Annotated in this window: 23 protein-coding genes; 1 reads left to right on the forward strand and 22 read right to left on the reverse strand. The window is 69.6% G+C overall.

Features of this window, described 5'->3' with window-relative positions; genetic code table 11:
• Window positions 1-130: 130 nt before the first annotated feature.
• Window positions 131-499 carry an Hsp20/alpha crystallin family protein gene (locus SA87_RS08760; RefSeq protein ID WP_082718468.1) on the forward strand — a complete coding sequence of 123 codons (369 nt, stop codon included), beginning with the start codon at window positions 131-133 and terminating at the stop codon, window positions 497-499.
• On the opposite strand, the gene SA87_RS08765 is transcribed toward SA87_RS08760, so the two are convergent.
• The 22 genes from SA87_RS08765 to SA87_RS08870 form a co-directional block, all read right to left on the reverse strand.
• Window positions 468-1109 carry an orotate phosphoribosyltransferase gene (locus SA87_RS08765; protein ID WP_066202112.1) on the reverse strand — a complete coding sequence of 214 codons (642 nt, stop codon included), beginning with the start codon at window positions 1107-1109 and terminating at the stop codon, window positions 468-470. The genes SA87_RS08760 and SA87_RS08765 overlap by 32 nt on opposite strands.
• Entirely contained in the window at window positions 1106-1954 is an 849-nt protein-coding gene (gene pyrF / locus SA87_RS08770; RefSeq protein ID WP_066202114.1) for an orotidine-5'-phosphate decarboxylase, read from the reverse strand. Before pyrF ends, SA87_RS08765 begins: the two co-directional genes overlap by 4 nt.
• On the reverse strand, window positions 1951-2946 hold the full coding sequence (locus SA87_RS08775) for a dihydroorotate dehydrogenase (protein WP_082718467.1): 996 nt from the start codon (window positions 2944-2946) through the stop codon (window positions 1951-1953). Before SA87_RS08775 ends, pyrF begins: the two co-directional genes overlap by 4 nt.
• Complete coding sequence (locus SA87_RS08780) at window positions 2927-3766, reverse strand: dihydroorotate dehydrogenase electron transfer subunit (RefSeq protein ID WP_066202116.1); 840 nt, start codon at window positions 3764-3766, stop codon at window positions 2927-2929. The genes SA87_RS08775 and SA87_RS08780 overlap by 20 nt, the downstream gene beginning before the upstream one ends.
• Window positions 3763-6987 carry a carbamoyl-phosphate synthase large subunit gene (gene carB / locus SA87_RS08785; RefSeq protein ID WP_066202118.1) on the reverse strand — a complete coding sequence of 1075 codons (3225 nt, stop codon included), beginning with the start codon at window positions 6985-6987 and terminating at the stop codon, window positions 3763-3765. The genes SA87_RS08780 and carB overlap by 4 nt, the downstream gene beginning before the upstream one ends.
• A gap of 136 nt (window positions 6988-7123) precedes the next feature.
• The gene (locus SA87_RS08790) at window positions 7124-8473 is read right to left on the reverse strand and encodes a dihydroorotase (protein ID WP_066202121.1); all 1350 of its coding nucleotides are present in this window, start codon (window positions 8471-8473) and stop codon (window positions 7124-7126) included.
• Window positions 8433-9668 (reverse strand): aspartate carbamoyltransferase catalytic subunit, encoded by a 1236-nt coding sequence (locus SA87_RS08795; protein WP_066202122.1) that lies wholly within the window; start codon window positions 9666-9668, stop codon window positions 8433-8435. The genes SA87_RS08790 and SA87_RS08795 overlap by 41 nt, the downstream gene beginning before the upstream one ends.
• A 68-nt stretch (window positions 9669-9736) precedes the next feature.
• Complete coding sequence (locus SA87_RS08800) at window positions 9737-11140, reverse strand: uracil-xanthine permease family protein (protein WP_066202124.1); 1404 nt, start codon at window positions 11138-11140, stop codon at window positions 9737-9739.
• A gap of 66 nt (window positions 11141-11206) precedes the next feature.
• Window positions 11207-11746, reverse strand: a complete 540-nt coding sequence (gene pyrR, locus SA87_RS08805; protein ID WP_066202279.1) for a bifunctional pyr operon transcriptional regulator/uracil phosphoribosyltransferase PyrR — start codon at window positions 11744-11746, stop codon at window positions 11207-11209.
• 473 nt (window positions 11747-12219) lie between these two features.
• Complete coding sequence (locus SA87_RS08810; protein WP_082718465.1) at window positions 12220-13419, reverse strand: RluA family pseudouridine synthase; 1200 nt, start codon at window positions 13417-13419, stop codon at window positions 12220-12222.
• Entirely contained in the window at window positions 13416-13874 is a 459-nt protein-coding gene (lspA, locus tag SA87_RS08815; protein ID WP_245637694.1) for a signal peptidase II, read from the reverse strand. Before lspA ends, SA87_RS08810 begins: the two co-directional genes overlap by 4 nt.
• A 20-nt stretch (window positions 13875-13894) precedes the next feature.
• Entirely contained in the window at window positions 13895-15865 is a 1971-nt protein-coding gene (locus tag SA87_RS08820; RefSeq protein WP_169816946.1) for a putative bifunctional diguanylate cyclase/phosphodiesterase, read from the reverse strand.
• Between the two features lie 60 nt (window positions 15866-15925).
• Window positions 15926-16465 (reverse strand): TraR/DksA C4-type zinc finger protein, encoded by a 540-nt coding sequence (locus SA87_RS08825; RefSeq protein WP_066202128.1) that lies wholly within the window; start codon window positions 16463-16465, stop codon window positions 15926-15928.
• 238 nt (window positions 16466-16703) lie between these two features.
• Window positions 16704-19487: an isoleucine--tRNA ligase gene (ileS, locus tag SA87_RS08830; protein ID WP_066202283.1), complete on the reverse strand. Its 2784-nt coding sequence runs from the start codon at window positions 19485-19487 to the stop codon at window positions 16704-16706.
• A gap of 173 nt (window positions 19488-19660) precedes the next feature.
• Window positions 19661-20155, reverse strand: coding sequence for a DivIVA domain-containing protein (locus SA87_RS08835; RefSeq protein WP_066202129.1), 495 nt, complete (start codon window positions 20153-20155; stop codon window positions 19661-19663).
• 160 nt (window positions 20156-20315) lie between these two features.
• Entirely contained in the window at window positions 20316-21125 is an 810-nt protein-coding gene (locus SA87_RS08840) for a YlmH family RNA-binding protein (RefSeq protein WP_066202130.1), read from the reverse strand.
• Window positions 21118-21540 (reverse strand): cell division protein SepF, encoded by a 423-nt coding sequence (locus SA87_RS08845; RefSeq protein WP_245637695.1) that lies wholly within the window; start codon window positions 21538-21540, stop codon window positions 21118-21120. The genes SA87_RS08840 and SA87_RS08845 overlap by 8 nt, the downstream gene beginning before the upstream one ends.
• Window positions 21541-21610: 70 nt before the next feature.
• Window positions 21611-22441, reverse strand: a complete 831-nt coding sequence (gene pgeF / locus SA87_RS08850) for a peptidoglycan editing factor PgeF (RefSeq protein WP_066202135.1) — start codon at window positions 22439-22441, stop codon at window positions 21611-21613.
• Window positions 22442-22584: 143 nt separating this feature from the next.
• The gene (locus SA87_RS08855; RefSeq protein ID WP_066202284.1) at window positions 22585-22914 is read right to left on the reverse strand and encodes a YlmC/YmxH family sporulation protein; all 330 of its coding nucleotides are present in this window, start codon (window positions 22912-22914) and stop codon (window positions 22585-22587) included.
• A 199-nt stretch (window positions 22915-23113) separates the two neighbouring features.
• Window positions 23114-23890 (reverse strand): RNA polymerase sporulation sigma factor SigG, encoded by a 777-nt coding sequence (gene sigG / locus SA87_RS08860; RefSeq protein WP_066202137.1) that lies wholly within the window; start codon window positions 23888-23890, stop codon window positions 23114-23116.
• A gap of 326 nt (window positions 23891-24216) precedes the next feature.
• On the reverse strand, window positions 24217-24963 hold the full coding sequence (gene sigE, locus SA87_RS08865) for an RNA polymerase sporulation sigma factor SigE (protein ID WP_245637696.1): 747 nt from the start codon (window positions 24961-24963) through the stop codon (window positions 24217-24219).
• Window positions 24964-25070: 107 nt separating this feature from the next.
• Window positions 25071-26282 (reverse strand): sigma-E processing peptidase SpoIIGA, encoded by a 1212-nt coding sequence (locus SA87_RS08870; RefSeq protein WP_082718221.1) that lies wholly within the window; start codon window positions 26280-26282, stop codon window positions 25071-25073.
• Between the last annotated feature and the right edge of the window lie 23 nt (window positions 26283-26305).

The raw sequence follows: 26305 nt of genomic DNA on the forward strand, positions 1-26305 counted from the left end.
GGCGCGTATGCTGCGGGAAGAAAGAAAAATCCCCGCTCCGCCATTCCGGCGGATCGGGGCGACGATGGCGCCGGACCGTCGGGTCGGCGCCGGAATCCCCGCCGAAGCGGCGGGGAAGGAGGGACCATGCATGTGGGATCTCATCCCCTGGTCTTCGTGGTGGCAGGCCCTGGACCGGGCGTTCGCGCGGGCGATGCCGGCCGTCGGGACCGAGGAAGACGGCGAACGCTTCATCATCCGCGTCGCCCTTCCCCCGGGCGTCCCCCCGGAAGCGCTGACCGCCCGCGTCGCCGGGCACGCCGTCACCCTGCAGATGCAAAACACCGAGATCGTCGAACGGAACGATCCGGTCGCCCCCTTTCAGGCACGGCGCACGCGGGCGCTGGCCGTCTCCGTCCCCCTTCCGGCGGCCGTCGACGCCGCGTCGATGGACCGCACCGTCGACGGCCGGACGGTCGTCCTGACATTTAGGAAAAAAGCGCCGCATGCCACGCTTTGAGGGCGCGGACGGCGGACGTCGGGTGGCCGGCTTCCGGAAGCCCCTCGACGAGCGCCGGGAAGTCGAGGACGGCGCTTAAGGGAAGTCCGGCGTCCGCCAGCGCCGCCGCCTCCGGCAGGCGGTGGCTGTAGAGGGCAAGCACGCCGGTCGGCTGAAGGCCGACGGCCCGAAGCGCCTCGGCGGCGGCGAGGGCGCTTTTGCCCGTCGAGACGATGTCCTCGACGATGAGCACCCGGGTGCCCGGCGAAAGCTCGCCTTCCACCTGCCGGCCGCGGCCGTGATCCTTCGGCGCCGGCCGCACGTAGAGAAAGGGAAGCTCGAGCCGGTCGGCAAGGAGCACCCCGGGCGGAATCCCGCCGGTGGCGACGCCGGCGACCGCCTCCGGCACCGGGCGGAGTCGTCGAGCGACGGACGAAAGCGCCGCGATCGCCGCCCGTCGCGGACCGGGATGGGCATAGAGGAGCCGCCCGTCGACGTAAAGGGGGGCTTTCCGCCCGGAAGCCCAGGTAAACATCGGATCGAACGAAATGCGAACGGCTCCGACCTCAAAGAGCGCCTTCCGGACCGCCGCCTGCTCCTCGGCGGTCGGCAGGGCGGACGGATCGATCATCGGCCTTCCCTCCTTGACTCGGGACCCGGCCCGTTCGTTTGACCCGGCCCGCGGGACAAAAAAGCGTCGCGTCCGGCATCGGTCGAACCGACGGGACCGATCCCGGGTCGGTCGGCCGCAGCCGGCCGAAGCGCCCCGGCGACGGCGTCCCGGACGGCCAAAAACGCCGCCCGGGGATCGGCGCTTCCGTAGATCGGCCGACCGACGACGAGGGCATCGCTTCCGGCCCGGATCGCCGCCGCCGGATCGAGAATGCGGGCCTGATCGTCGCCGGCCGCCGGCGCGCCGGACCACCGGATGCCCGGGGTCACGACGAAGAGCGACGGATACGCCGCCTTGATCGCCGCCGCTTCCTCGGGCGCGGCGACGACGCCAAACAGCCCCGCCTCGGCGGCAACCCCCGCGAGACGAAGCGCCGCCCGTCCGGGTTCCGCGTCCAGGCCGAGGCGGCGAAGCTCGGACGGATCGTGATGGGTGAGCACCGTCACCGCGAGAAGCTTCGGCCCGCCCTCGGCCGCCTTCTGGGCCGCCGCGAGCATCTTCGGCCCGCCGAGGGCGTGGACCGTCAGCCATGCGGCGCCGAGGTCGGCCAGGGCAGCGACGGTCCGGGCGACGGTCGACGGGATGTCGTGGAGCTTTAAGTCTAAAAAGACGTTGCCGCCCGCCGCCCGGACGGCGGCGATGGCTTCGCGGTGGGCGGCGTAAAAGAGGCTCAGGCCGACCTTGTACCAGCGGGCTTCGCCTTCGAGCGCCCGAAGAAGCGCCGTCAGGGCGTCCGGCGCCACGTCCAGGGCGACGACGATGCGATCCGCGGCCGGCGTCGCCGCTTCCTTCCCGGCGGTCATCGAGCCGCCCTCCTTTCGGCCTTCTCGCCCCGAACCGCCGGCGGATGGGCGGCGCCGAGAAGGTCGTGAATGTGCCGGACGCCGAGTGCCCGAAGGCGTTCGGGAAGCGCCGCCGCAAGGCGCGGGAGAACGTACGGGTCGCGGAAGTTGGCCGTTCCGACCTGGACGAGCTCGGCGCCGGCGAGGATAAAGGCGAGGACGTCGTCGACCGTCTCGATCCCGCCGACGCCGATGATCGGGATCGCGACGTGCGGGTAGACGGCGTACACCATCCGAAGGGCAATCGGTCGGATCGCCGGGCCCGAAAGGCCGCCGGTCGTGTTCCAGAGGAGGGGCCGGCGCCGGCCGACGTCGATCGACAGACCGACGACGGTGTTGATGAGGCTTAATCCGTCGGCGCCGCCGGCCTCCGCCGCCCGGGCCAAGGCGACGATGTCGGTGACGTTCGGCGAGAGCTTCACGATGACCGGGACCCGGCTTTCCGCCTTTACCTTTTCCGTCAGGCGAAAAAGCGTCCGGGCGTCGGTGCCGAACTCCATTCCGCCGGCCTTGACGTTCGGACAGCTCACGTTCAGTTCGATCGCGGCGACGTCGGGCGAGGCAGCAAGGGCCCGGACGACGGCGACGTACTCCTCTTCGGTGCTCCCGGCGACGTTGACGATGATCGGGACGCCGTGGCGGCGGGCGGCCGGGAGCACCTCCCGAACGACGGCTTCGACGCCGGGATTTTCGAGGCCGATGGCGTTCAGCATCCCCGACGGGGTCTCGGCGACCCGCGGCGTGCCGTTGCCGAGCCGGGGCCCGCCGGTCGTCGCCTTCGTGACGAGGGCGCCGAGCCAGCGGAGATCGTAGAGCTCGGCGAACTCCTCCCCGTAGCCGAACGTCCCGGAAGCCGGCATGAGGACGTTGGCGAAACGGAGGCCGAAGGCGACGTGCTCGAGCGCCGGAAAACGCTCGGGAGGCCGGAAGGGATCAAACGAAACCGCCGCCATCCGCCCACCCCCTTCCTCCATCCGGCGAGCCGTCTTCCGGAACGCCGGCGACGTGAAGCGACGCCAGAGCAAAGACCGGGCCGTCCCGGCAGACTCGCCGGTGGCGGAGCGCGCTCCCTTCGGCGACCGGAACGACGCACGCCCGGCAGGCGCCGGCGCCGCAGGCCATCCGCGCCTCGAGGGCAGCGTAGATCGGCCGACCGTCGCCGCGGAACATCCGCTGGAACGCCCGGAGCATCGGCACGGGCCCGCAGACGAAGGCGGCATGAAACGCCGCCTCCGGCCCGAGGCCGTCGGTGACGCGGCCTTTGGCGCCGGCGCTTCCATCGTCGGTATACAGCTCGACGTCGGCGACGGCCCGAAGGCGCCGGAGGCCGAAGACGTCCTCGGCGCAAGCAAAGCCGATCCGCGCCTTCACCCGGACGCCCCGGGCATGAAGCGCCCGGGCGAGGAAGATAAGCGGCGCCACGCCGAGGCCGCCGCCGACGAGAAGGGCCGTCTCCCCCGCCCGGACGGCCGAAAGCGGAAAGCCGGTCGACGGCGGCAAAAAGGCGTCGACCGCCGCCCCGACCGGAAGCGCGGCGAGGCGCGCCGTCCCTTCGCCGACGACGCGGAAGATGAGCCTTAAGACCCGCTCCCTCTCGTCCCAGTCGGCGACGCTCAAAGGTCGCCGGAGGACGAGGGCGTCTCCCGGCACCCGCACGTGAACGAACTGGCCGGGTCGGGGTTCCGGAAAAGCCGGCGGAACGGCCAGGGCGAGCTCGACGATCGACCGGCCGATCGCCCGGCGGCCGACGATCCGGGCCGCGCCGGTCCTCATCGCCGCCCCTCCCCGACGCCGTCCCTTAAGGTCGCCTGCAACGCCTCGGCGAGGGCGGCCGCCGTATCGAGGGCCGTGAGGCAGGAGAGCCCCCGCTCCACCGCCGCCCGGCGGATGCGGAAGCCGTCCGTCTCTTCCTCCGACCCGGGGCTGTAGGTGTTGACGACGACCTGAACGGTCCGCTCCCGGATGAGATCGAGCACCGTCGGCGGCGGGCCGCCGATTTTCTCCACGGACGCTGCCGCCAGGCCGTGGCGGGCAAAAGTCGCCGCCGTCCCCGGCGTCGCAAAGAGACGGACCCCGAGGGCGGAAAACGCCCGGGCGATCGGAATGGCCGCCGGTTTGTCCGCATCGGCGATGGAAAAGAGGACCGCCCGCAAGGGAAGCGGAAGGGCGCCGGCCATGCGGAGCGCCTTAAGAAGCGCTCGGGCCGGGTCGCGCTCCCGGGCCATCACTTCGCCGGTCGACTTCATCACCGGCCCGAGGGTCACGTCGACCCGGGCCAGTTTGGCAAAGGAAAAGACCGGCGCCTTGACGAACACCGCCTCCGGCGGCGGAAGGAGCCCCGACGGCGCCCCGAGGGAGGCCAGCGTCTCCCCGAGCATGATCGCCGTCGCCCAGCGGAGAAGCGGTAGGCCCGTCGCCTTGCTCAGGAAGGGAAGCGTCCGGGACGCCCGGGGGTTCGCCTCGAGGACGAAGACGTCGCTTCCCTGGACGGCGAACTGGACGTTGAGGAGCCCCCGGACGCCGAGATCCAGGGCGATCTTCGCCGTCGCTTCGGCGACGGCCTGTCGGATCGCCTCCGGCACGTCCGGCGCCGGAAAGACGGCGATCGAATCGCCGGAGTGGACGCCGGCCCGCTCCACGTGCTTCAGGATCCCCGGGATGAGCACCTCCCGGCCGTCGGTGAGGGCATCGACTTCGAGCTCCACCCCCTCGACGTACCGGTCGAGGAGCACCGGCACCTCCCGACGCTCCCGCAAAAAGCGGCCGAGGTACGCCCGAAGCGCCGCCTCGTCCCGGACGATGGCCATCTCCCGCCCGCCCAGGACGTAGCTCGGCCGGACGACGAGGGGGAACCCGAGCCGGCGGGCGCCCTCGAGCGCTTCTTCCGCCGTCCGGGCGGCGATGCCCGGCGGCCGCCGGAGGCCGAGCCGCTCGAGCACGGCGTCGAACTTCGCCCGATCTTCCGCCGCATCGATCGCGGAAAGGGGCGTCCCGAGGATCGGCCAGCCTGCCCGATCGACGGCATGGGCAAGCCGGAGGGCCGTCTGCCCGCCGAACTGAACGAGAACGCCGACCGGCCGCTCCCGTTCGAGGACGGCGAGCACTTCCTCCTGAGAGGCCGGCTCGACGTAAACGGCATCCGCGACCGTGTAGTCGGTCGACACCGTTTCGGGATTGGTGTTCACGATCGCCACCCGATAGCCCCGGGCCTTCGCTTCGAGGATGGCGTGAACGGTGGCGTAGTCGAATTCGATGCCCTGCCCGATCCGGATCGGCCCGGCGCCGAGGACGACGACCGTCGGACGGCCGTCGGGCCGCCCCGCCGAAGCCGCCGCGCCGCCTTCCCTGCCGCCGGACGGAGCCTCCTCCTCCGGCGCCCCGGCATACGTCCCGTACCAGAGGGGCGGCGTCCGCCCCGGCGCCGCCCGGCCGCCATCGGTCCAGCGGGGACGGATCGCGTTTGCCTCCCGAAAGCGCCGGACGGCATCCGGCGTCTCACCGGTCAAGACGGCAATCGTCCGGTCGGAAAAGCCGAGGGACTTCGCCGCCCGAACCGCCGCGGCCTGGAGCCCCTCCTCCCGGAGGCGCCGCTCCGCCGCGACGATTTCGGCGATCGGTCGGACGAAAGCGAGCGGAAGGTCGGACGCCCGCGCCGCTTCTTCCTCCGGCATCCCGCGGCGGAGCGCTTCCGCGAGGCGAAAGAGCCGCCGGTCGTCCGACGCTCCGAGCTCGGCCCGAAGCTCGGCGTCCGAAAGGCGCGCCACCTCCGGATCGATCAGGTGATCCAGCCCGAGCTCGAGGGCCCGAAGGCCTTTGAGGAGCGCCTCCGCCAGCGTCCCGCCGATCGTCATCGTCTCCCCGGTCGCCCGCATCTCCGTCCCGAGGCGACGGCTCATCCCCGGAAAGGCATCGAACGGAAAGTGCGGCCATTTGACGACGACGTCCCGAAGCACCGGCGGCTCGTCGGCCCGCCGGCCGGTCGTCGGCAGTTCGATCTCCGGAAGCGTGAAGCCGGCGGCGAGGAGCGCCGACACGTACGCGATCGGATAGCCCGTCGCCTTCGAGGCGAGGGCGCTCGAGCGGCTCACCCGCGGATTGAGCTCGATCACAAAATAGCGGTCCTGCCCCGGGTCGTAGGCGAACTGGACGTTGGCGCCGCCGATGACGCCGATCGCCCGGACGATCCGGGCCGCCGCCCCGGCGAGCCGCCGGACGACCGCCGGGGGGAGGCTCTGAGGCGGCGCCACGACGATCGAGTCGCCGGTGTGGACGCCGACCGGGTCGACGTTTTCCATCGCCGCGACGACGACCGCCCGATCGTCGGCATCCCGGACGACCTCAAACTCGATCTCCCGCAGGCCGAGGAGGCTCGTTTCGACGAGCGCCTGGTGGATCGGGCTCGCCTGAAGCGCCCGGCCGACGACCTCCCGGAGCGCCTCCGGATCGCCGGCGCTGCCGCCCCCGGTGCCGCCCAGGGTGTACGCCGGCCGGACGAAGACCGGATAGCCGTGGGCGTCGGCGAACGCGAGGGCCGCCTCGACCGACGCGACCGCCTCGGACGGCGGCACCGGCTCGCCGAGGGCGATCATTTTCCGGCGGAAGCGCTCGCGGTCTTCGCCGTCTTCGATCGCCGAAAGGGGCGTGCCGAGCAGCGCGACGCCGAAACGGCGGAAGGCGTCCCGCTCCGCCAGCCCTCGGGCGAGGTTCAGGCCCGTCTGGCCGCCGAGACCGGCGAGGAGGCCGTCGGGCCGCTCCCGCTCGATCACCGCCTCCACCGCCTCGGGCGTAAGGGGCTCGAAGTAGATGCGGTCCGCCGTCTCGGCGTCGGTCATGATTGTCGCCGGATTGTTGTTGATGAGCACGACCTCGAGGCCGGCCGACCGGAGGGCACGGCACGCCTCGGAGCCGGCGTAGTCGAACTCGGCCCCCTGACCGATGACGACCGGCCCGGAACCGAGGATGAGCACGCGGCGAAGGTCACGTCGAAGGGGCATCGCACGGACTCCTTTCTGGGTTAACGGCGGGCGAAGCCGGGGCGAGATCGGTCCGACCGAAAAAGCGTCACCGGTTCCGGTCCGATCCCGGACCGGACCGGAACCGGTCTCCGATCCGGCGCCGCTTGCCCGGCGCTCAGCGCCCGCCGAAGCGCCGGAGCGCGGACGGCGGCACGCGGTCCGGATCGGCGTAAATTACCCGGCCGGCGACGAAGGTCGCCACCGGCCAGCCGTAGAGCACCCGGCCGGCAAAGGGCGTGTTTTTTCCTTTCGAGAAAAACGTCGTCGGATCGACCGGACGGGGCGTCTCGAGATCGACGAGGACGACGTCCGCCGGAGCACCCGGCGCGATCCGGCCGCCGGGGAGGCGAAAGCGCGCCGCCGGCCGGACGGACATGGCCTCGACGAGCCGCCGGAGCGTCAGGTGTCCGGTCCGGACGAGGGCCGTGAAAAGAAGCGGAAAGGCCGTCTCCAGGCCGACGATGCCAAAGGGGCTCCGGTCGATCGGCCGGGCCTTTTCGTCCTCGGCGTGGGGGGCGTGGTCCGTCGCGACGAGGTCGATCGTCCCGTCGGCGAGGGCCCGCCGGAGGGCGTCCACGTCCGCCGCCGGCGCGAGCGGCGGGTTCATCTTGTACGGGCCGAGGCGCCGGCGCCCTTCCGGTGTGTCGGGATCGACGTCCGGGATGTCTTCCGCCGTGAGGATGAGGTGGTGCGGCGTCACCTCGGCGCTCACGTCGGCGCCGAGGCGCCGGCCGAGGGCGATCGCCTCGAGGGAAAGGGCCGTCGAGACGTGCTGGACGTGATAGCGGGCCTTCGCCTCGGCGGCAAGGAGGACATCCCGAAAAAGCGGCGCCGCCTCCGCCTCCTTCGGCCACGGCCGCACGCCCCGGCGGATGGGAGGCGCCTCCGGCCGGAACACCCCGCCGGCGGAAAGGGCGGCGTCCTCGCTGTGCATGAGGATCGGCCGGTCGACCGCCCGGGCGAGCCGAAACGCCGCCCGCATGACGTCGCTGCGGGCGATCCCCCGGCCGTCGTCGGTAAAGCCGACGGCGCCGAGGCGGGCGAGGGCGGCCATGTCCACGAGGGTCTCCCCCCGCTGGTCGAGGGTGATCGCCGCCGTCCCGTAGACCCGCACCCGGGCCGTCCGGGCCGCCTGCCGAAGCGCCGCCCGGAACCGTTCCGGCCGGTCGAGGGGCGGATCGGTGTTCGGCATCATGACGACGGTGGCGAACCCGCCCCGGGCGGCGGCCCGGCTGCCCGTCTCGATCGTCTCCTTATGGGTCTGGCCCGGCTCCCGGAAGTGGACGTGGACGTCGACGAAGGCGGGAAAGAGCCACAGCCCTTCGGCGTCCAAGGCCACTTCCGCCGGCGGAGGCGGCGGGCCAAAGCGGACGTCGGCGATCCAGCCCCCTTCGACGGCGAGGTGGCCGACCGCTTCCTTGCCGTCAGGGGTAAAGAGGCGCCCGTTCGCGATCCACCGCCGCACCGGCCTCCCCCTCCCCCTCGGCCGAAGCGTCCGTCCCGCCGACCGCTTCGGGTTCGCCGGGCGCATCACCGGCCGCCATGATCCCGCCGGGCGCCGTGCCGGCCGCTTTCGCGTCGCCGGGCGCTTCGCCGAACGCCGCGAAAGCGCCCGGGGTCGCCGCGGCACCGGTTTTTTCGTCTTCGGAAAGCCCCAGGGCGTCCGCCAGGACCGCCATCCGGACGAACACCCCGTTTTCCACCTGCCGCCGGACGAGCACCCGAGGATCGTCCAAAAGCGCCCGGGCAATTTCCACGTCGGGCCAGACGGGCCCCGGATGCAGCACGACGGCCCCCGGCCGGAGGCGCCTCGCCTTTCGGGCGTCCAGCCCGTATCGATCGAGGTACGTCGCCAAAAAAACGTCCACATCTCCGCCGAGGGCCGCCACGTCCTGCGGAGAAAGCCGCTCTTTTTGCAGGCGAAGCAGGACGACGGCGTCGGCCATCTCGACGGCCGCTTCCACCGACGGAACGACCGCCGCCTCCGGCACGAGGCCGTCGTCCCTCCGAACGAGGGTCGGCGGACCGGCGACGACGACCCGAGCGCCGAGGCGGGGGAGAAGGCGCAGGAGGGACGCCGCCACCCGGCTGTGCCGGACGTCGCCGACGAGGGCGACGGTAAGCCCGCTCAGGCGCAGGGGACCTGAGCCGTCCAACCGGCCAAACGCCTCGAGGAGGGTGTACGCGTCGAGGAGCGCCTGCGTCGGATGGGCATGCATTCCGCTCCCGCCGGCGACGACCGTCGCCCGGGTGAGCCGGCCGGCGTCCGGACGGAGATCGTCCCGTGCCGTCCGAACGACGATCACCTCGGCGCCGAGGGCTTCCAGGGTGAGAAGCGTCTCCCGCTCCTCTTCCCCTTTGACCACGCTCGACCGCCGGACGTCGAGGTCGAGGACGTCGGCGCCGAGGCGCCGGGCCGCCAGCTCAAACGAAAGGCGCGTCCGGGTGCTCGGCTCGAAAAAGGCGAGCGCCACCGTCCGGCCGGCGGCCGCCGACACCGCCGCTCCGGTCCAGGGCGCCGCCGCGACGGCCCAAGCCCTCCGGCCGGCGGCCGCGTTTCTTTTTTCCGCGAACGCCCGCTGGTACGCCCGGGCGCGGCGAAAGATCGCCTCCGCCCAGGCGACGCTTCGATCGGTTTCATCCAGGAGATGCCATCCCATCGTCGATCCTCCTTAGGCCGTTCGGCGTCGCCGCCCCTCCCTCGCGAGGGGCGCACGTCCTCGTTCGCTTACGCGGCGTTCCGGCCGCGGGTGCCGTAGGCGCTCGCCTTCCCCGGCAGGATCGCATGCAGGGCGATGCCGAGGAAGGTCGCCATGGCGATGTTGTCGACGGTCAGGTTGATGAGGAGGTGCGCGAGCGACACGTCGTGAAACTCGAGCTTAAAGCCGCCGATCCCGGCCACGAGGATGACGGCGATGAGGATCATGTTCCGCTTTTCCGCCACGTCGATGCCGTATTCGACGAACATGCGGAGCCCCTGGGCGGCGATGATGCCGAAGAGGACGATCGTCACGCCTCCCAGGACCGGCTTCGGGACGCTCATGAGGAAGGCGCCGATCTTTTCCACGAAGGCGAAGGCGATGGCCAAAAACGCCGCGCCGGCGAGCACCGCCCGACTGAAGACGCGGGTGATCGCCAGAACGCCGATGTTTTCCCCGTACGTCGTGCTCGGCGGCCCGCCGATCAAGGCGGCGACCGAGATGGCGAGGCCATCGCCGAAGAGCGACCGGGGGAGCTGGGGCATGAGATTGCGCCCGACGACGTTCCCGGTGACGAGCAGGTGCCCGACGTGCTCCGCCAGCGTGACAAACGCGACCGGGGCGATGACGAGGGCGTACAGCCAGTTTTCCGGCGTCGCCATCGCCCGAAGGACCTCTCCGGTGTGCATGTGCTCGGCGTAGAACAGGCCCGGCGGCGTCCACCACCGGGCGGAAGCGATCCGTTCCACCGCCGGCGGAAGCCCGCCGATGGCGGTCGTAAACCACTCCGGATGCCGGACGTAAGCGTACGCCGTCCCGAGGAGCATGCCCGTGAGCACCGGGATCACCGAAAGGAAGCCCCGGAAAAAGACGCTCACGGCGACGACGAGGGCCAGCGTGACAAACGCCACCTCGACCGCCCCGAGGCCGTATTCGCCGCTCACCGGGTCCGTGAGCGCCCAGCCGACGGCGACGCCGGAGAGGGCGAGACCGATGACGGCGACAATCGAACCGATGACGACCGGCGGAAGCAGCCGGTCGAGCCAGCCGACGCCGGCGCGGGCGACGACGAGGGCGATGAGCATGTACACGACCCCGGAAAGAAGCGCCCCGAGGAGCGCCGTCCCGATCCCTCGGGCGTGGGCGACGGTGACGATCGGACCGATGAAGGCAAACGACGAGCCGAGATAGTTCGGCAGCCTGCCCCGGGTGACGGCGAGGAAGAGAAGCGTCCCGACGCCGCTCGAAAGGAGGGCGGCCTGGACGTCCAGGCCGGTCAGAAGCGGCACGAGGACGGTCGCGCCGAACATCGCCAGCGCATGCTGGAGGGAAAGGGGAAGGAGCGTGAGGATCGGCGGCGTCTCTTCGATGTCGTAGATCGGCCGGGCCACGAGCGGCGCTTGCGCGTTCGGGCTCCGTTCTCGGTTCGTCATCGGACGGCCTCCTTCGTGCATTTCGTGAATGGGGACCCCCGGAGCCGAAATCGGCGCGGCGGCCCATTACCGGGCCTCGCCCAGGAGGAGCACCCGGTCCCGACCGTCGGTCTCGGCGAGTTCGACGGCGATCCGCTCCCGGCGGGATGTCGGCACGTTTTTTCCCACATAATCGGCCCGGATCGGGAGCTCCCGGTGCCCCCGGTCGATGAGCACCGCGAGCTGGATGACCGCCGGCCGGCCGTGGTCGATCACCGCCTCCATCGCCGCCCGGGCGGTACGCCCGGTGTAGAGGACGTCGTCGACGAGGACGACCCGCCGGCCGGTGAGGTCTTCCGGCAGCTGCTTCCCTTTCACCACCGGGTCTCCGCTCGGATCGATCGGCGTCAGGTCATCCCGGTACAAGGTGATGTCGAGCGCCCCGACCGGAACCTCCACCCCCTCGATCGACCGGATCGCCTCCTGAAGCCGCCCGGCGAGCGGGACGCCGCGGGTCTTGATGCCGATGAGGATGAGCCCCTCCGTCCCTTTGTTCTTCTCGACGATCTGGTGCGCCAGCCGGACGATCATCCGGCGCATCTCCCGCGCGTCGACGATCTCCCGCATCGGCGTCCTCCTTCCGGCCTTTTTGCCATGAGCGGCATAAAAAAATCCCCTCTCCAGAGAGAGGGGTCGTTTCCCTGCCGCGGCCGGCCCGAACGCCTCGGGCCGGCGCAAAACCGGCGCCCGACGGAGGCCGCATCGGACGGTCGACGGGCAAAACCGGCCGTCCGCCGACCGTTCGACGGCGCGCCGTCTCCTGGCGAAGGATCGAACGGGATCGGCGAACCCGCCCGACGTTCGGCGGACGATCCCGCTTTCAAACGCCCGCCGCCGAACCCCGGGCGGCCGCCCGACCGGGATCTTCCGCCGGCCCGGCCGTTCCACAGGCCAAACGGGCGTCCGATCCTTCTGGGCGCCGGGGACGACCACCTTGTCAGCCTCTCTGGACTGCCTTTAAAGGTGGTGCTCAATCGGTGAATCCCTGCGCAAAAGTCGTTCGGTTGTCGACGGTATTATGCCCGAACGGGCGCCGGACGTCAAGCCTCATTTTTGCTCAGCGCGTCGATGAGCGCCGTCAGATCCGGCGGAAGCGGGGAGGTAAATTCGAGCCACGCCCCGGTCTCCGGGTGCCGGAAACCGAGGCGGGTCGCATGGAGCGCCTGCCGGCTCATGGCGCCAAAGCGACAGCGCCCGTAGACGGGATCGCCGACGAGGGGATGGCCGATCGCCGCAAAGTGAACCCGAATCTGATGCGTCCGTCCCGTCTCGAGGGACGCCTCGACGATCGAATGGCGACGAAAGCGCCGGACGACCCGGTAACGGGTGCGGGCCGGCCGGCCGTTCGGCACGACGGCCATCCGCTTCCGGTCGACGGGATGCCGGCCGATGGGAAGATCGATGAGGCCGACCTCCTCCGCCGGCACGCCGCAGACGACGGCCGTATACGTCCGTTTCATCGTCCGGGCCTGAAGCTGCGCCGCCAGGGCGAGGTGTGCCCGGTCGGTCTTCGCCACGACCAGAAGGCCGGACGTGTCTTTGTCGAGGCGGTGAACGATGCCCGGCCGAAGCTCCCCGCCGATGCCGGAGAGGGCCTTCAGGTGATACAAGAGGGCGTTGACGAGCGTGTCGTCGTCGTGTCCCGGCGACGGATGGACGCTCATCCCCGGCGGTTTGTCGACGACGGCGAGGACCGCATCCTCGTACACGATGCGAAGGGAGAGGGCGTTCGGCCGGGGCCGGGCCGGGCGGGGCGCCGGCGGCCGGACGCGGATCGCCTCCCCGCCGGAAAGCCGCTCCGCCGGCCGGGCGGCTCGACCGTCGACCGTCACCCGGCCTGCTTCGATCCATTTTTTGACCTGGGCCCGGGAGACCTCGAGGGCGCGGCTTACGGCGACGTCGAGCCGGAGGCCGACCGCCTCGGCGCCGACCGTAAAGAAGCGCTCTCCCGCCCCGTCTTCGCCCGGGACCTCGAGAGCGTCTCCGACCGGTTCCGCCGGCGCCGCGGCCGCCCCCGCATCTTTGGCCCCGTCCGGACGGATCGCCTCCGCCCCTTCGACGCCGGCGCCCGGCTCCGCCGCACCGGAAGCGCCGTCCGGCGCCCCTTCATCGGCGAACGAAGGTCCCCCCCTGGCCCCGCCGGCATCTGGCGCCGGCGCGATCGAATCCGGCGCCGCCGGATGCCCTTTTTCCAAAGCGGAAGCCCCCTTCCGCCGATCCGAGACGGACGTCTCCGTCATCCGGCCTCCCTCCGTCGAACGAGGAAATGCCACGCGAGAAGCCCCGCCCCGACGGTGATCGCCGAGTCGGCGACGTTAAAGATCGGGTAGTGGATCATCCGGACGTCGAGAAAATCGACGACCCGGCCTGTCACCGCCCGATCGACGAAATTGCCCAGCGCCCCGCCGAGGATGAGACCGTACGCCGACGCCTCAAAGGGAGACCGCCGGGCCGCCTGAGGCAGCATCCAGAGAAGCCCGGCGACGACCCCGACGGTCAGGAAAAGAAAAAGCGGCCGCGCCCCCTGCAGGAGGCCAAAAGCCGCGCCGGCATTTTCGTGCGCCGTGATGTGAAACACGCCCGGCCAGAGGGGGATCGTCTCTCCGAGGGAAAGCGTCCGCACGACCCAGGCCTTCGTCGCCCGGTCGAGAATAAAGACGAAAAGCGCCAGTCCGTAGTAAGGCCATCCGGTCAACGATCGTCGCTCCATCCGCCTCACTTCATCGCCTTCATCAGTTCTTCTTTCGGCATCGGCCGGCCGAAATAAAACCCCTGCATGTCGTAGCACGCATTCGACGAAAGAAACTCGACCTGCGCCGCCGTCTCCACCCCTTCGGCGACGACGTTCAGGCCAAGGGCGTGGGCGAGGTGGATGATCGCCGTCGCGATCACCGCATCGTCTCCGGCGGCGTGGACGGCGCTCACGAACGACCGGTCGATCTTCACCGTGTCGACCGGCAGCCGGTGCAGGTACGACAGCGACGAATATCCCGTGCCGAAGTCGTCGATCGCGAGCTTGACCCCCATCCCTTTCAGCATCCGGAGGCGCGCGACGTTTTCTTCGACGTTTTGCATGATCGCCGTCTCGGTGAGCTCCAGGACGAGGTGCGACGGAGGGAGACCCGTCTCCTCGAGGACGGCCCGCACCTGATCGACGAAATCCGGCTGCTCAAACTGCCGGAGCGAGATGTTCACGTGCACCTCGCCGGAAAAAGCGCCGCTTCGTCGCCATCCCTCCATTTCCGCCGCCGCCTCCCAGAGCACCCGCCGGCCGAGCGGCACGATGAGGCCCGTCTCCTCCGCCACCGGAATGAATTCCCCCGGCGGGATGAGACCCAGGGTCGGATGCTGCCAGCGCAGAAGCGCCTCGACAGCGATCATCCGGCCGCTGACCACATTATACAGCGGCTGAAAATAGAGGACAAACTGTTCGCTGTCGATCGCCCCCCGGAGCTCCGTCTCGAGCAAGAGGCGCCGAAGGCGACGGGACGCCATCTCCGGGGCAAAAAACCGCACCGCCTCGCCGGAGGTCGCCTCGTTCTGGGCGATGGCCGCGTTCTGCCAGAGCACATCCGCCGTCCGGCCGTCGTCGGGAAAGACGGCGGCGCCGATCCGGGCGGTGACGCGCCAGTCATATTCGCTCAGGCGAAACGGCCGCTCAAACACCGCGAGCACCCGCCGAAGCGCCGCCTGAAACTCCGCCCGATCAGCCCCGTCGATCCAGAAGGCGAATTCGTCGGCGCCCACCCAACCGATCCGCTCCGGGTCGATCGCCCCCCGAAGCCGCTCCGCCACCTCGGCGATCAGCCGGTCGCCGTAGGCGTGACCGAGCGTCTCGTTGATGAACTTGAAGCGATCGACGTTAAGAAGCGCGAGCGCAAGCCGCCGATCCCTCCGTCTCGCCTGATCGAGCGCCTCGCCGAAGCGCTGGTAGAAGCCGAGCCGACTGAAAAACCCGCTTTTCGGGTCGTAGCGAAGCGGCTCTCCCGACGGGAAGACGGCGCTTTCCGGACCGCCGATCACCGTAAGGTACGCCATGCCGCTTTCTTCCGGCAGGCGGACCGTCCGCACCTCTGCCGTCCGCTCGGCGCCGTCGGCATCGAGCACTCGAAGCACGAGCGGCTCCGGCCGGCCGTGGATGAGGGAGTCTAAAAACTCCGGCCGGCTTTCCGGAGCGAACAATTTGAGCGGCGAAAGATCGGTCCACGACATCCCCCGCCGGCCCAACAGGCGCCGGGCCGCCTCGTTCGCATAGCGGATCCGGCCGTCCTGATGCAGGAGGGCCGGGACGCCGAAGAGGTCGAGCACCTCGACCGGGAAGCGCCCGCCCTCCCGGCGGCGCCCCGAAATCCGAAGGACGAGCGCCCAGAACGCCTCCCGTCCGATCGGGAGCACGTAGACGTCCCACAGGTCGTCCCCGATCCGAAGCGCCTGCCACGCCGCCCGACCCTCGTCCAGCATCGACGTCACAAACCGTTCAATGGCGACATGCCATTCCGGAAACGCCGCTTGCAAGGACAGGCCTTCCGGCGCCGCCTCAAGCCGCTTCACAAACGGCGCCGCCCAGGCCCCATAAGCGGCGGTGAGGACGATGCCCGCGTCCGACCGACGCCCGAAGCCCAAAAAAAAGGGAAATTGATCCAGTACCTTCCGAACGTCCGGCGCCTCAGCCATCGAATCGTCCACCTTTGTCCGCGTTTATCTCTATTTTAGCGGAAAAGGAAAAAAGCGGCGATAGGCCGAAAGTCACATTTTGACCGGTCCGCCGCCGTCGCTCGTGCCGTAGGGTTCGAGCATCTGCCAAATGTCCTCTCCGTCGACCCCCGGTCCTTCGACGCCGTACGCGTCGTCGCCCGGCGCTACGCCGACGATTCGCCCTTCCTCCGCCGGCCGCACCGCCCGGCCCCGGATCGCTACGTCGCGGCGCCGCTTGGCGTCGATCGCCATCTGACAATGGATGCAATATCGGGCCGTCGGCACGACCCAAAGCCGCTCCGGATCGATGGCCGACCCGCAACGCTCGCAGACGCCGTACGTTCCGTCGTCGAGCCGCCGGAGGGCGGCGTCGATTTCTTCCCAGTGCGCCAGGGCATCGTGGTAGTGGGCGCTGTCTTTTTCCCGCTCGAACAGATCGCTCGCCACATCGGCGGGATGATTGTCCACCTGGGAAAGCTCCGTCACCCCGGCGCGGTTTTGAAGCCCGAACCGCTCGTTCGCATCCAGCCGACGCCGGAGGGCTTCCCGTTCGGCGAGAAGAAGACGCCGGTACGTCTCACGATCGGCCATCGGTCCGCCTCCTTATCCCGCCTTCCTTTCCTGCGCCCGGCGATCTCCCGACGGGCCGCGACGGGCGAACCGGCGCCCGACGGCGGCCGCCCCGCCTCATTCGGCAACCGGGCGACCCTTAGTCTGCCCCACCTTCCCTTCCCGAACTCCCGGCACAACAAAAAAACGGCTCCGCCGGCGGCGGAACCGCAAATCACCCGCTTCGATCGCCCCTGTCGCGCCCGCTCTCCCTCCGACCTTACCGCTGCCGCGCCTGGAGCGCCTCGACCGTCTCCGCACACCGGGCACAAAGCGTCGGGTGGTTCGGATGAGCCCCGACGTCTTCCAGAACCATCCAGCAGCGTTCACACTTCTTTCCGGGCGCGGTGAGGACCCGGACGGCGACGCCGCGGGCGTCGACCGCCCCCTCCGGCACCGGCGTCCCCGGCGGATGGAGCGTCACCTTCGAGACGATGAAAAGCTCCGCGAGCGTTGCCCCTTCCCCGTATCGGGACAGGGCGTCCCACGTTTCGCCGTCCGGATAGAGCTCGACGTGGGCCTCGAGAGAGTTCCCGAGCGCTTTCGCCTGCCTGGCCTCCTCCAGCGCCTTTTGCACCGCCTCCCGGACGCGAAGGAGCGGCTGAAACGCCCGAAGGAGCGCCTCATCGGCCTCGGAGGGCGCCGCCTCGGGAAAATCGACCAGCTGGACGCTTTCCGCCTTTTCCCCGGGAAGGTACGACCAGACCTCTTCCGTCGTATGCGGGAGGATCGGCGAAAGCAGGACGACGAGCGATCGGAGCGCCTCGTGCATGAGGCTCTGCCCGCTCCGCCGCGCCGGATCGTCCGGCAGGCGGGTGTACATCCGATCTTTCGTCACATCGAGGTAAAAGGCGCTCAGATCCTGGACGCAAAACTGATGGATCTCCGTATAGACGGCATGAAAATCGTACGCCTCGTACGCCTGCCGCACCCGGGCGATGACCGCTTTGAGGCGGGCGTAGATGTAGCGATCGAGTTCCGGCCACCGCTCCGGCGGCACCCGGTCCCGGGCCGGGTCGAAATCGTAGAGGTTGCCGAGGAGGAAGCGGAACGTGTTCCGGATCTTCCGGTACACTTCGGCGATCTGCTGGAGGATCGACTCCGAGATCCGGACGTCCGCCGTATAGTCGACCGAGGCGACCCAGAGGCGGAGGATGTCGGCGCCGTAGCGGGCCATAATGTCGTTCGGGTCGACGACGTTCCCGAGCGACTTCGACATCTTCCGACCTTCCCCGTCGAGGACGAAACCGCAGCCGATGACCGTCTCGTAGGGCGCCCGACCGTAGACGGCGACCGACGTCGACAGGGACGAGTTGAACCAGCCCCTGTACTGATCCGACCCCTCGAGGTAGACGTCCGCCGGCCACTTAAGCTCGGGGTGCGTCCGGAGAACCGCCGCGTGGGACGAGCCGGAGTCGAACCAGACGTCCATCGTGTCCGTCTCTTTGCGAAAATGCGTCCCGCCGCAGTGCGGGCAGTGGAAACCCGGCGGAAGGAGTTCCGCGGCCGGCCGGGCGTACCACGCGTTCGACCCTTCCCGCCGGAAGATCGCGGCGACGTGCTCGATCGTCTCATCGGTGATGACCGGCCGGCCGCAGTCTTCGCAGTAGAAAATCGGGATCGGCACGCCCCAAAGCCGCTGGCGGGAGATGCACCAGTCGCCCCGATCCCGGATCATGTTGGCGATCCGCGTCTCGCCCCACGGCGGAATCCAGCGGACGTCCTCGATCGCCCGGAGCATCGCCTCCCGGAAGCCGTCGATCGAGGCAAACCACTGCTCGGCGGCGCGGTAGATCACCGGCTGCTTCGTTCGCCAGTCGTGCGGGTACTGGTGCCGGATCGTTCCGTGATGAAGCAGGTGGCCGCTTTCGCGAAGCCGCTCGATGATGACGCCGTTTGCCTCTTCGTAAAAGAGGCCGGCAAACCCCGGCGCCTCCTCGGTAAACACGCCCCGCTCGTCGATCGGCGAAAGGATCGGGAGCCCGTAGCGGATGCCGACGTCGTAGTCCTCTTCGCCGTGTCCCGGCGCCGTGTGGACCGCGCCGGTGCCGGCGTCGAGCGTGACGTGCTCGCCGAGGACGACCGGGACGATCCGGTCGTAAAACGGATGCTTGAGCCGGACCCCCTCGAGCTCGGCCCCTTTGAAGCGGGCCACCTCCTCCTCGAGGGCGATGCCGGTCGTCTTCTGGAAGGCCGGCACGAGCTCTCGGGCGAGAAGGAGCCGGCCGTGGGGCGACGGAAAGAGGCCGTAGCGGTAGTCCGGATGGACGGCGACCGCCTGGTTGGCCGGGAGCGTCCAAGGCGTCGTCGTCCAGATGACGATCCGATCGCCGGGCTCGAGCCGGCCCTTCCCGTCGACCACGTCGAAGGCGACGTAAATCGACGGGGACGTCTTTTCCCGGTACTCGATCTCGGCGTCGGCGAGGGCCGTCTCTGCCGACGGCGACCAGTAGATGACCTTTTTGCCGCGGTAAATGTAGCCCCGCTTGGCCATCTCGCCGAAAACCTTGATCTGCTCCGCCTCGTACGCCGGCTCGAGCGTCACATACGGCCGCTCCCAGTCGCCCCGGACGCCGAGACGACGAAACTGCGCCGTCTGCCGTTCGATGTAGTGGAGCGCCCAATCCCGGCAGAGGTTCCGGAACGTCACCGGATCCACCGCCTTCCGGTCGACGCCCCTTTGCGTGATCACCGCGTGCTCGATCGGCATGCCGTGGGTGTCGAACCCGGGGACGTACGGCGCGTCGTAGCCCATCTGGGAGCGGGAACGGACGATGATGTCCTTGAGCACTTTGTTGAGCGCGTGGCCGACGTGGATGTCACCGTTGGCGTACGGCGGCCCGTCGTGAAGGACGAACTTCGGCCGGCCCTTCGTCCGGGCCTGCACTTTCTCGTAGATCCGCATCGCGTCCCAACGGGCCTGAATTTTCGGCTCGAGCTGGGGCAGGTTCGCCCGCATCGGAAAATCGGTCCTGGGCAGGTTGAGCGTCGAGCGGTAGTCCACCGGATTCCCTCCATGTCGATCCGAAACGCCGGAAACCTTCTCCTCATTATAAGCAAGACCCGGCTTTTCGGCAAATCGGCGTCCGCCGCCGGCCGGCCGAAGCGCCCCGCGGCCGGCCCTAATAGCGGCGCACGGCCGGCCGCCCGGGAAGGCGCTCGGCGATCGACCGGCCGTCACGGAAGCGTCCGCCCGTCGTCCCCGCCCTCCCGGTCGGTCAAGCTGTCCCAGTCGTTGGACCTGAGCATCTCGAGCTGGGCCTCGAGAAGCGTTCGGAAGCGGTTCCGGTAGACGGTCGCCCGCTTTTTGAGCTCCTCGATCTCGATCTGCACCTTCCGGGCCTTCGTCAGCGCTTCGTCGATGATACGGTTGGCGTTTTTTTCCGCCTCTTTCAGGATGAGCTCCGCTTCCTTCCGGGCGTTCGCCTTGAGTTCTTCCGCCGCTTCCTGGGCGACGATGATCGACTTCGAGAGCGTCTCTTCCAGATTTTCAAAATGCCGGAGGCGCTCCTCGAGCTCCGCGACGCGCTTTTTGAGCGCCTCGTTCGTCCGGAGGAGTTCGTCGTAGTCCTTGATGATCTCATTCAGAAAGTCGTTCACTTCGTCGATGTTGTAGCCCCGGAAGCTGATGGAAAATTCCTTGTTATGTATGTCAAGCGGCGTAAGCGGCATGCCCCTCCCCTTTCTTGCCCCGTCCCGCACGTCGACGCTGAGCCTTCTTCGCCGCCGGACGAACGATCCCCCGGCCGACGCCCCCCCGATTCCCGCCCCGGGGCCGCCCCGCCGCCGGCCTCCCTCCGGCTCTGACCCGCGAAACTTTTGAACGAACGGGTCATCGCCGGCCGCCGAGGCGGGCGACGACGAGCCGCTCCCGGCCCGAACGGTTCGCGCCGAGCCGCTCGACGACTTCCACCCGGCCGAACCCCCGGACGGAAAGCCGATCGCCCGCCTGAAGCGGCCGGTCCGGGGCGCGTTCCGGCCGGTGGTTGACCCGGACGGCGCCGCTTTCGACGAGACGGCGGGCCTGCTCCCGCGAAAGCCGAAGCGCCCCGGCGAGCACCGCGTCGAGGCGGAGGGAGGCGACGGAAATCGTCCGGACCTCCCGTTCCGGCGCGGCGGCCGGAAGGCGGTCCTGCCAGTCGCCCGGCCGCGCCCGGACGCCGATCCGGCCGGCCCGCTCGAGGCCGATGGCGATCGCCGGGACGAGCGCCGCCGTCGTCACGATCTCCGCCCGGCCTGGGCCGAGGCGGATGTCGCCGAGCCGCTCCCGAGCAAACCCGAGGCCGAGGACGGCACCGAGGAGATCCCGGTGCCCCGGGGCGCCGAACGCCGGCGACCAGCGGACATCGACGAGGCCGAGGTCGAACGTCTCCGGATCGTCCGCCACCCAGGGGAGAGCCTCCGACGGGACAAAAAGCCCGCGCGCCCGCTCCGCCGCCGGATGGCCGCCGTAAAAGCGAACGCCGGCGCCGAGCGAACGGGCGACGAGCTCCGCCACCGACCGCTCTCCCGGGTCGAGAAACGGCGTCAGCGTCCACTCCCCCCGGTTCCGGGCCCGGCCGGCGAGGTCGGCGAGCCGGCGGGCCAGAGGCCGTTCTTCCGGATGAAGATGTTCCCAAAGGCCGTGAGGCAAATCATTCATTGGAAGCTTCCTGTTCCTCCCAGGTCGCGATTGCCCCCTGGACGTCGACCTGATCCGGCGCGAGAAGGTAGACGTCCTCGCCGAGGCGGGCGATGACGCCGTCCAGGACGTACACCGCCCCGCTCAAAAAGTCCTTCATCCGCTGCAGGTGCTCCGGCCGGATGCGGTGGAGATTCACGATGACCGTCCGGCGGGCCCGGAGGTGATCCGCCATCTCTTTGACCTCGTTGAACGACCGCGGTTCGATCAGGACGACTTTTTGCGTCTGTCTCGCCCGGGCGTCCTCGAGGAGGGCGATGTTCGCCCGGCGGCCCGCCCGCCGGGGCTCTTCCGGCACCGGCTCCGCCGCCGTTTCGACTTCCGCTTCCGGCTCCCGCTCGTCGGCGAGGCCGAGGTAGGTCAACACCTTCTGCATCATGAGGCCTCTCCCCCTTTCGTCGATGCCCGAGACGCCGGGCCGGCATCCGGCCCAAGGGCGGCCGCCTTCAGACCGGACCGATTGGCGCGCTCTCCCGGTGACCCGGCGGAAGGGCGATGAACGCCGCCATGCGGCCCGCCGCCCGCCCGTCCCGGCGGTAGGAATAAAGGCCGGCCTCCGGCTCCGTCGTGCATCTACGGGTCCATTCGACGCGGTGCGCCGGAATTCCTGCTTCCAGGAGGGCAAAACGATTCGTTTCGGCAAGATCCAAGCGATATTTCCCGGAACCGGTCGGACGGAGCCCCGGGACCTCCGGCCCGTACGCCGACCGAAGGGCCCCGGCGACCGGCTCATCGACTTCGTAATCGCGGCCGCAGATGCCGGGGCCGAGGTACGCGTAGAGGTCCGCCGGCGGCACGCCGAAGGCCGTCGCAAACGCCCGCACCGCCTCGGCGGCGACGTTCGCCGCCGTCCCCCGCCAGCCGGCGTGCACGAGGCCGACGGCCACGGCCTTAGGAGCATACAGGTAGATCGGCAGGCAGTCGGCAAAAAAGAGGACGAGGAGCGCCTCCGTCCGGGTGATGAGGCCGTCGACGGCGTCGATCGCCGTGGCGGGATCGTCCCGGCCGCGGCCGATGTCCCCTTCGTCGACGACGGCGATCCGGTTTCCGTGGACCTGCCGGGCGCTCGTCCACCGCTCGAACGGGACGCCGAGGCGCGCGGCGAGGGCCTGTCGGCGCCCGACGACCGCCTTCGGCGGCTCGTCATCCGAAAAAACAAAATTACCAAACGATACCCGCGTGAGGCCGGCGACCGGTCGCCGCTCCGGCGGCACGTCGGCCGGCCAGCCGACGAGGCGAAATAGGGTGCCGTCTTCGCTCGGCCGAAGCCCGTCCATCCGTCCGTTCCTCCTTGCCGGTCGGCCCGGCGCTTTTTATTATACCGGAGATTTCGGCGAATGACACGCCACCGAGGCGGTCCGTCGGCGAACCGACGCCGGCGGATGCCGTCCTGCGGTGCGCCTTCCCCTCGCCGCGCCCCCTACGTCTTTCCCACCCGCTCCCGGCGCTCGGCGCCTTCCGGCCGCTCGCCGACCAAAACGTCATCGAGGGAAGCGTAATCGCGGGTTTTGGGCGGGGCGCTCGTCCGGACGAGAATGACGTCGACACCGATCTTGACGATGTTTTCCCACGGCACGACGATCTCCCCGCCGCCGGTGAAAAGACCGAACAAGCGCCCGCCGGTGGGGATGATGAGCGCCCGAACCCGCCCTTCGACGAGATCGAGTTCGAGATCCCCCACGCGGCCGAGGCGCTTGCCGTCGGCGACGTCGACGACGTCTTTGGTCTGGAATTCGGAAATTTTGATCATCCCGGTCACCCGCTTTCTCCTCTCCCTCACTATATGCCGGGAGTCGGAGTCGGTGACCGATCGATCCCCGCCGCCCGTCCGGCGTTCTCCGGTGCGGCGCTCCCCGGCGTTCTGCTCCCCGCCGCCGGTCAAAACGGCCGCCGGATTTTCCCGCGCTCCGGCCTCGACCGGGCCGGGCCGGCTCGAAAGCCGGAAGGCGTCATTCGCCGGGCTTGACGTGTCGCTGCATCTGTCTCAGGGCGGCTTTTTCCAGGCGGGAGACCTGCGCCTGGGAGATGCCGATCTCCTCCGCCACCTCCATCTGCGTCTTCCCTTCAAAAAAGCGCTTGGCGACGATGAGCTGTTCCCGGGGCCCGAGGTCGTCGAGCGCCCGGCGGATGGCGACTTCATCGTCCCAGAACGCCTCCCGGACCTTCTCGTCCTTTACCTGGTCCATGACGTAGATCGGATCGCCGCCGTCCTGGTAGATCGGCTCAAAGAGCGACACCGGCTCCTGGATCGCCTCGAGGGCGAAGACGACCTCTTCCCGCGGCACGCCGAGCTCGGCGCTGATTTCCTCGATCGTCGGCTCCTCGCCCCGCTGAGCGGTGAGGCGATCCCGCACGGTCAGGGCCTTGTAGGCGATGTCCCGGAGGCTCCGGGAGACGCGGATCGGGGTGTTGTCCCGGAGGTAACGGCGGATTTCGCCGACGATCATCGGCACAGCGTAGGTCGAAAAGCGGACGTTTTGGCTCAAATCAAAGTGATCGATCGCCTTCATCAGTCCGATGCAGCCGACCTGAAACAGGTCGTCGACGTTTTCCCCGCGGTTGTTGAACCGCTGGATGACCGAAAGCACCAGGCGGAGGTTGCCGTGGATGAGCTTTTCCCGAGCCGTCGGATCCCCGCGATGCATCGCTTCAAAGAGCGCCCGCATCTCCTTGTTGGAAAGAACCGGGAGCGTCGACGTGTCCACCCCGGTGATCTCCACCTTCATCCTCACGCGACGTCCCTCCCAGGCGTTGCCGCCGGCTTGACCGTCCGGCGCCCCCGCCGTCCGGCGCCGGGCCGCACGCCGCTCGCCGCCCGAGCGCATCGAAGCGCTGCCTAAAGTATCCCCTGCCCGGCGCATTTCATACGCTTCGGAAGGGCGACCGAAAAGCGGCAGGCGGCAACCTGAGAAAGCGACGGCGCCGTCATCGAAGCGGCGGCAAAGCCCCGGGAGGGGCGCCGGGGAATCGCGCCGCCGAAGGGGCGCCGGTCAAGCCGGCGGAGAGAGCCGGAAAGGACCGGCGAAGGTCCGGGCGCCGCGGCAAAGCGCCTTCAGGCGTGGACGTCGATCTCGCGCTTCAGCCGCTTGATGATCCGCTTTTCCAGCCGGGAGATGTACGACTGGGAGATGCCGAGCCGGTCGGCGACCTCCTTTTGCGTCAGCTCCCGCCCGTCTTCGAGGCCGAAACGAAGCGCCATGATCGTCCGCTCCCGAGCGTCCAGCTTTTCGAGGGCGGCGTGGAGGAGTTCCCGCTCCACCGTCGCCTCGATGTCCCGCTCCACCTCGTCGTCGTCGGTGCCGAGGACGTCGGCAATGAGGAGTTCATTCCCGTCGCCGTCGACGTTGAGGGGCTCGTCGAGGGACACCTCCGCCCGGAGCTTGTGGTTCCGCCGGAGAAACATGAGGATTTCGTTTTCGATGCAGCGGGATGCGTACGTGGCGAGCTTGATCTTTTTTTCCGGATCAAACGTATTGACCGCCTTGATGAGGCCGATCGAACCGATGCCGATGAGGTCTTCGAGCACCGTGCCGCGCTGGTCGAACTTCCGGGCGATGTAGACGACGAGGCGGAGGTTTCGCTCGACGAGCGCCGAGCGAGCGGCAGGGTCGCCGGACCGGAGCCGTTCGATGAGCGCCGCCTCCTCTTCCGGAGAAAGGGGAGGCGGAAGCGACTCCGGTCCGCTCAGATAGTGCACCGGACGCCGGCGAACGAGCCGAAGCCGGATAAGGAGGCGAAAGACGGCCAGGCGAAGGGAAAGAAGCATCCGCCGAACGGCCGAGCGAAGGCAAAAGCGCATGCGCATCCCCCTCTCTCTGGGGCTGGCCGGTCTTGAGCCGGCCGAGCAAAGGGAAAATGGATCGGGGCCATCGACCGGCGGCAAAACGGGCCGCTTCCCGCTTCCGGCTACCGGGAGACGTCCGCCGTCTCATGAGCTCGGCGCTCCGGGGAGGACGCGGCGGGGCGCCACGCCGGCGGCAGCACGGCGGCGTAGACGCCGTCCGGATCGAGCGCCTCCGGCACGAGGGCAAAAAGCGGCGCCTGAAGCGCCCGGCGACCGCGGCGCCCTTCCACGGCGGCCGCCGCGAACCGAACGGCGACCAGGAGCCCGGCGGCGCCGACGGCCCGGTACGGGATGAGGCGGGCGCGCCGGCGAAGGGCTTCCGGCAGGGCGGAAAGCACCGCCTCCGGCGACGGGCCCACCGAGACCTCGTCCCCCCGGCGATCGTCGTTTCCGGCGCCGGGCCGGGCGGGACCGCCGTCGTCCGCGAAAAGGGGCCGGACGCTCGCGAGCGCCACGAGCCCGACCGGCTCTCCGGAAAGGGGATCGGCGAGGTGATTGCCGGTGTCGATGAGGGCGGAGAGGGTCACGCTCCGCCCGCCTTCGGTCAGCGTCAACCGAACAAGCGTCTCTCCCGAGACGTCGAGCGGCTGAAAATGCAGCCGGCCGAGGACGGCGGCAACCCCAAAGCCGGCGGCGAGGGTCGATAGCGCCGGAAGCGGCCGGATGAGCCCCTCCGGCGTCACGGCCCCCGGCCCGACCGGCGCCGCGAGAGCGTCCAGCATGAGGGCAAAGCCCGCGACGGCGGCATAAGCGCCGATGAGGGCCGCAAGCGCCCGGAAAAAGGCCCCGGCCGACGGCGGCCGGAAGACGAGACCGACCGCGGCGGCGGCAAAGGCGCCCCGGACGAAAAGGGCGAGGAACGGAGGAAGCGGCACGAACAGGAAGAAAACCGCCCCGCTTAAAAGGAGCCCCCCGACCAAAAACCGCCCGAGGGAAATCCGCCGGCGAAGGGCGTACGCCGCCAGCCAGAGGGCAAGGGCGTCGCTTAAAAAATCGATTAGCCAGAGCAGGTCGGCATAGACGACGACGGTCCTCCCCCCTTTCCCTCGACCGCCCGCCGCCAGGCCGGCGCCGACGGGGACGATCCGCCCGGTTCCGCCCCGCGCCCGAGCCGAAACGGGCCCGCAACGCGTCGCCCGGCGTCCGGGACGCAGGGCCGGCCTTCCCGGCGCCGTCCCGCGCCGGGCCAAAACGGCCTTTTCGGCACCGCCCGTCCGATCGGTCGGCCGGGCGTTTGCCCGTCCCGGTCCAAGTATAGCGCCGCCGCAGGGCATTGTTTGTCGAACGGCGGATATAA

The sequence above is a fragment of the Hydrogenibacillus schlegelii genome, from assembly GCF_001653195.1.
In the GTDB taxonomy this organism is placed as follows: domain Bacteria; phylum Bacillota; class Bacilli; order Thermicanales; family DSM-22653; genus Hydrogenibacillus; species Hydrogenibacillus schlegelii.

What these genes read in the sequence shown, in the direction of transcription:
- SA87_RS08855 (WP_066202284.1), bottom strand. Translation starts at nt 22,914, where the DNA reads ATGATCAAAATTTCCGAATTCCAGACCAAAGACGTCGTCGACGTCGCC.
- sigG (WP_066202137.1), bottom strand. Translation starts at nt 23,890, where the DNA reads ATGAAGGTGGAGATCACCGGGGTGGACACGTCGACGCTCCCGGTTCTT.
- SA87_RS08800 (WP_066202124.1), bottom strand. Translation starts at nt 11,140, where the DNA reads ATGACGAACCGAGAACGGAGCCCGAACGCGCAAGCGCCGCTCGTGGCC.
- SA87_RS08840 (WP_066202130.1), bottom strand. Translation starts at nt 21,125, where the DNA reads ATGAATGATTTGCCTCACGGCCTTTGGGAACATCTTCATCCGGAAGAA.
- sigE (WP_245637696.1), bottom strand. Translation starts at nt 24,963, where the DNA reads ATGCGCTTTTGCCTTCGCTCGGCCGTTCGGCGGATGCTTCTTTCCCTT.
- pyrF (WP_066202114.1), bottom strand. Translation starts at nt 1,954, where the DNA reads ATGACCGCCGGGAAGGAAGCGGCGACGCCGGCCGCGGATCGCATCGTC.
- SA87_RS08825 (WP_066202128.1), bottom strand. Translation starts at nt 16,465, where the DNA reads ATGGCCGATCGTGAGACGTACCGGCGTCTTCTTCTCGCCGAACGGGAA.
- pgeF (WP_066202135.1), bottom strand. Translation starts at nt 22,441, where the DNA reads ATGGACGGGCTTCGGCCGAGCGAAGACGGCACCCTATTTCGCCTCGTC.
- SA87_RS08835 (WP_066202129.1), bottom strand. Translation starts at nt 20,155, where the DNA reads ATGCCGCTTACGCCGCTTGACATACATAACAAGGAATTTTCCATCAGC.
- SA87_RS08765 (WP_066202112.1), bottom strand. Translation starts at nt 1,109, where the DNA reads ATGATCGATCCGTCCGCCCTGCCGACCGCCGAGGAGCAGGCGGCGGTC.
- SA87_RS08795 (WP_066202122.1), bottom strand. Translation starts at nt 9,668, where the DNA reads ATGGGATGGCATCTCCTGGATGAAACCGATCGAAGCGTCGCCTGGGCG.
- SA87_RS08870 (WP_082718221.1), bottom strand. Translation starts at nt 26,282, where the DNA reads ATGCCCTGCGGCGGCGCTATACTTGGACCGGGACGGGCAAACGCCCGG.
- SA87_RS08810 (WP_082718465.1), bottom strand. Translation starts at nt 13,419, where the DNA reads ATGACGGAGACGTCCGTCTCGGATCGGCGGAAGGGGGCTTCCGCTTTG.
- SA87_RS08760 (WP_082718468.1), top strand. Translation starts at nt 131, where the DNA reads ATGTGGGATCTCATCCCCTGGTCTTCGTGGTGGCAGGCCCTGGACCGG.
- SA87_RS08775 (WP_082718467.1), bottom strand. Translation starts at nt 2,946, where the DNA reads ATGGCGGCGGTTTCGTTTGATCCCTTCCGGCCTCCCGAGCGTTTTCCG.
- pyrR (WP_066202279.1), bottom strand. Translation starts at nt 11,746, where the DNA reads ATGCGGGAGATCGTCGACGCGCGGGAGATGCGCCGGATGATCGTCCGG.
- SA87_RS08845 (WP_245637695.1), bottom strand. Translation starts at nt 21,540, where the DNA reads ATGCAGAAGGTGTTGACCTACCTCGGCCTCGCCGACGAGCGGGAGCCG.
- carB (WP_066202118.1), bottom strand. Translation starts at nt 6,987, where the DNA reads ATGCCCCTTCGACGTGACCTTCGCCGCGTGCTCATCCTCGGTTCCGGG.
- SA87_RS08780 (WP_066202116.1), bottom strand. Translation starts at nt 3,766, where the DNA reads ATGAGGACCGGCGCGGCCCGGATCGTCGGCCGCCGGGCGATCGGCCGG.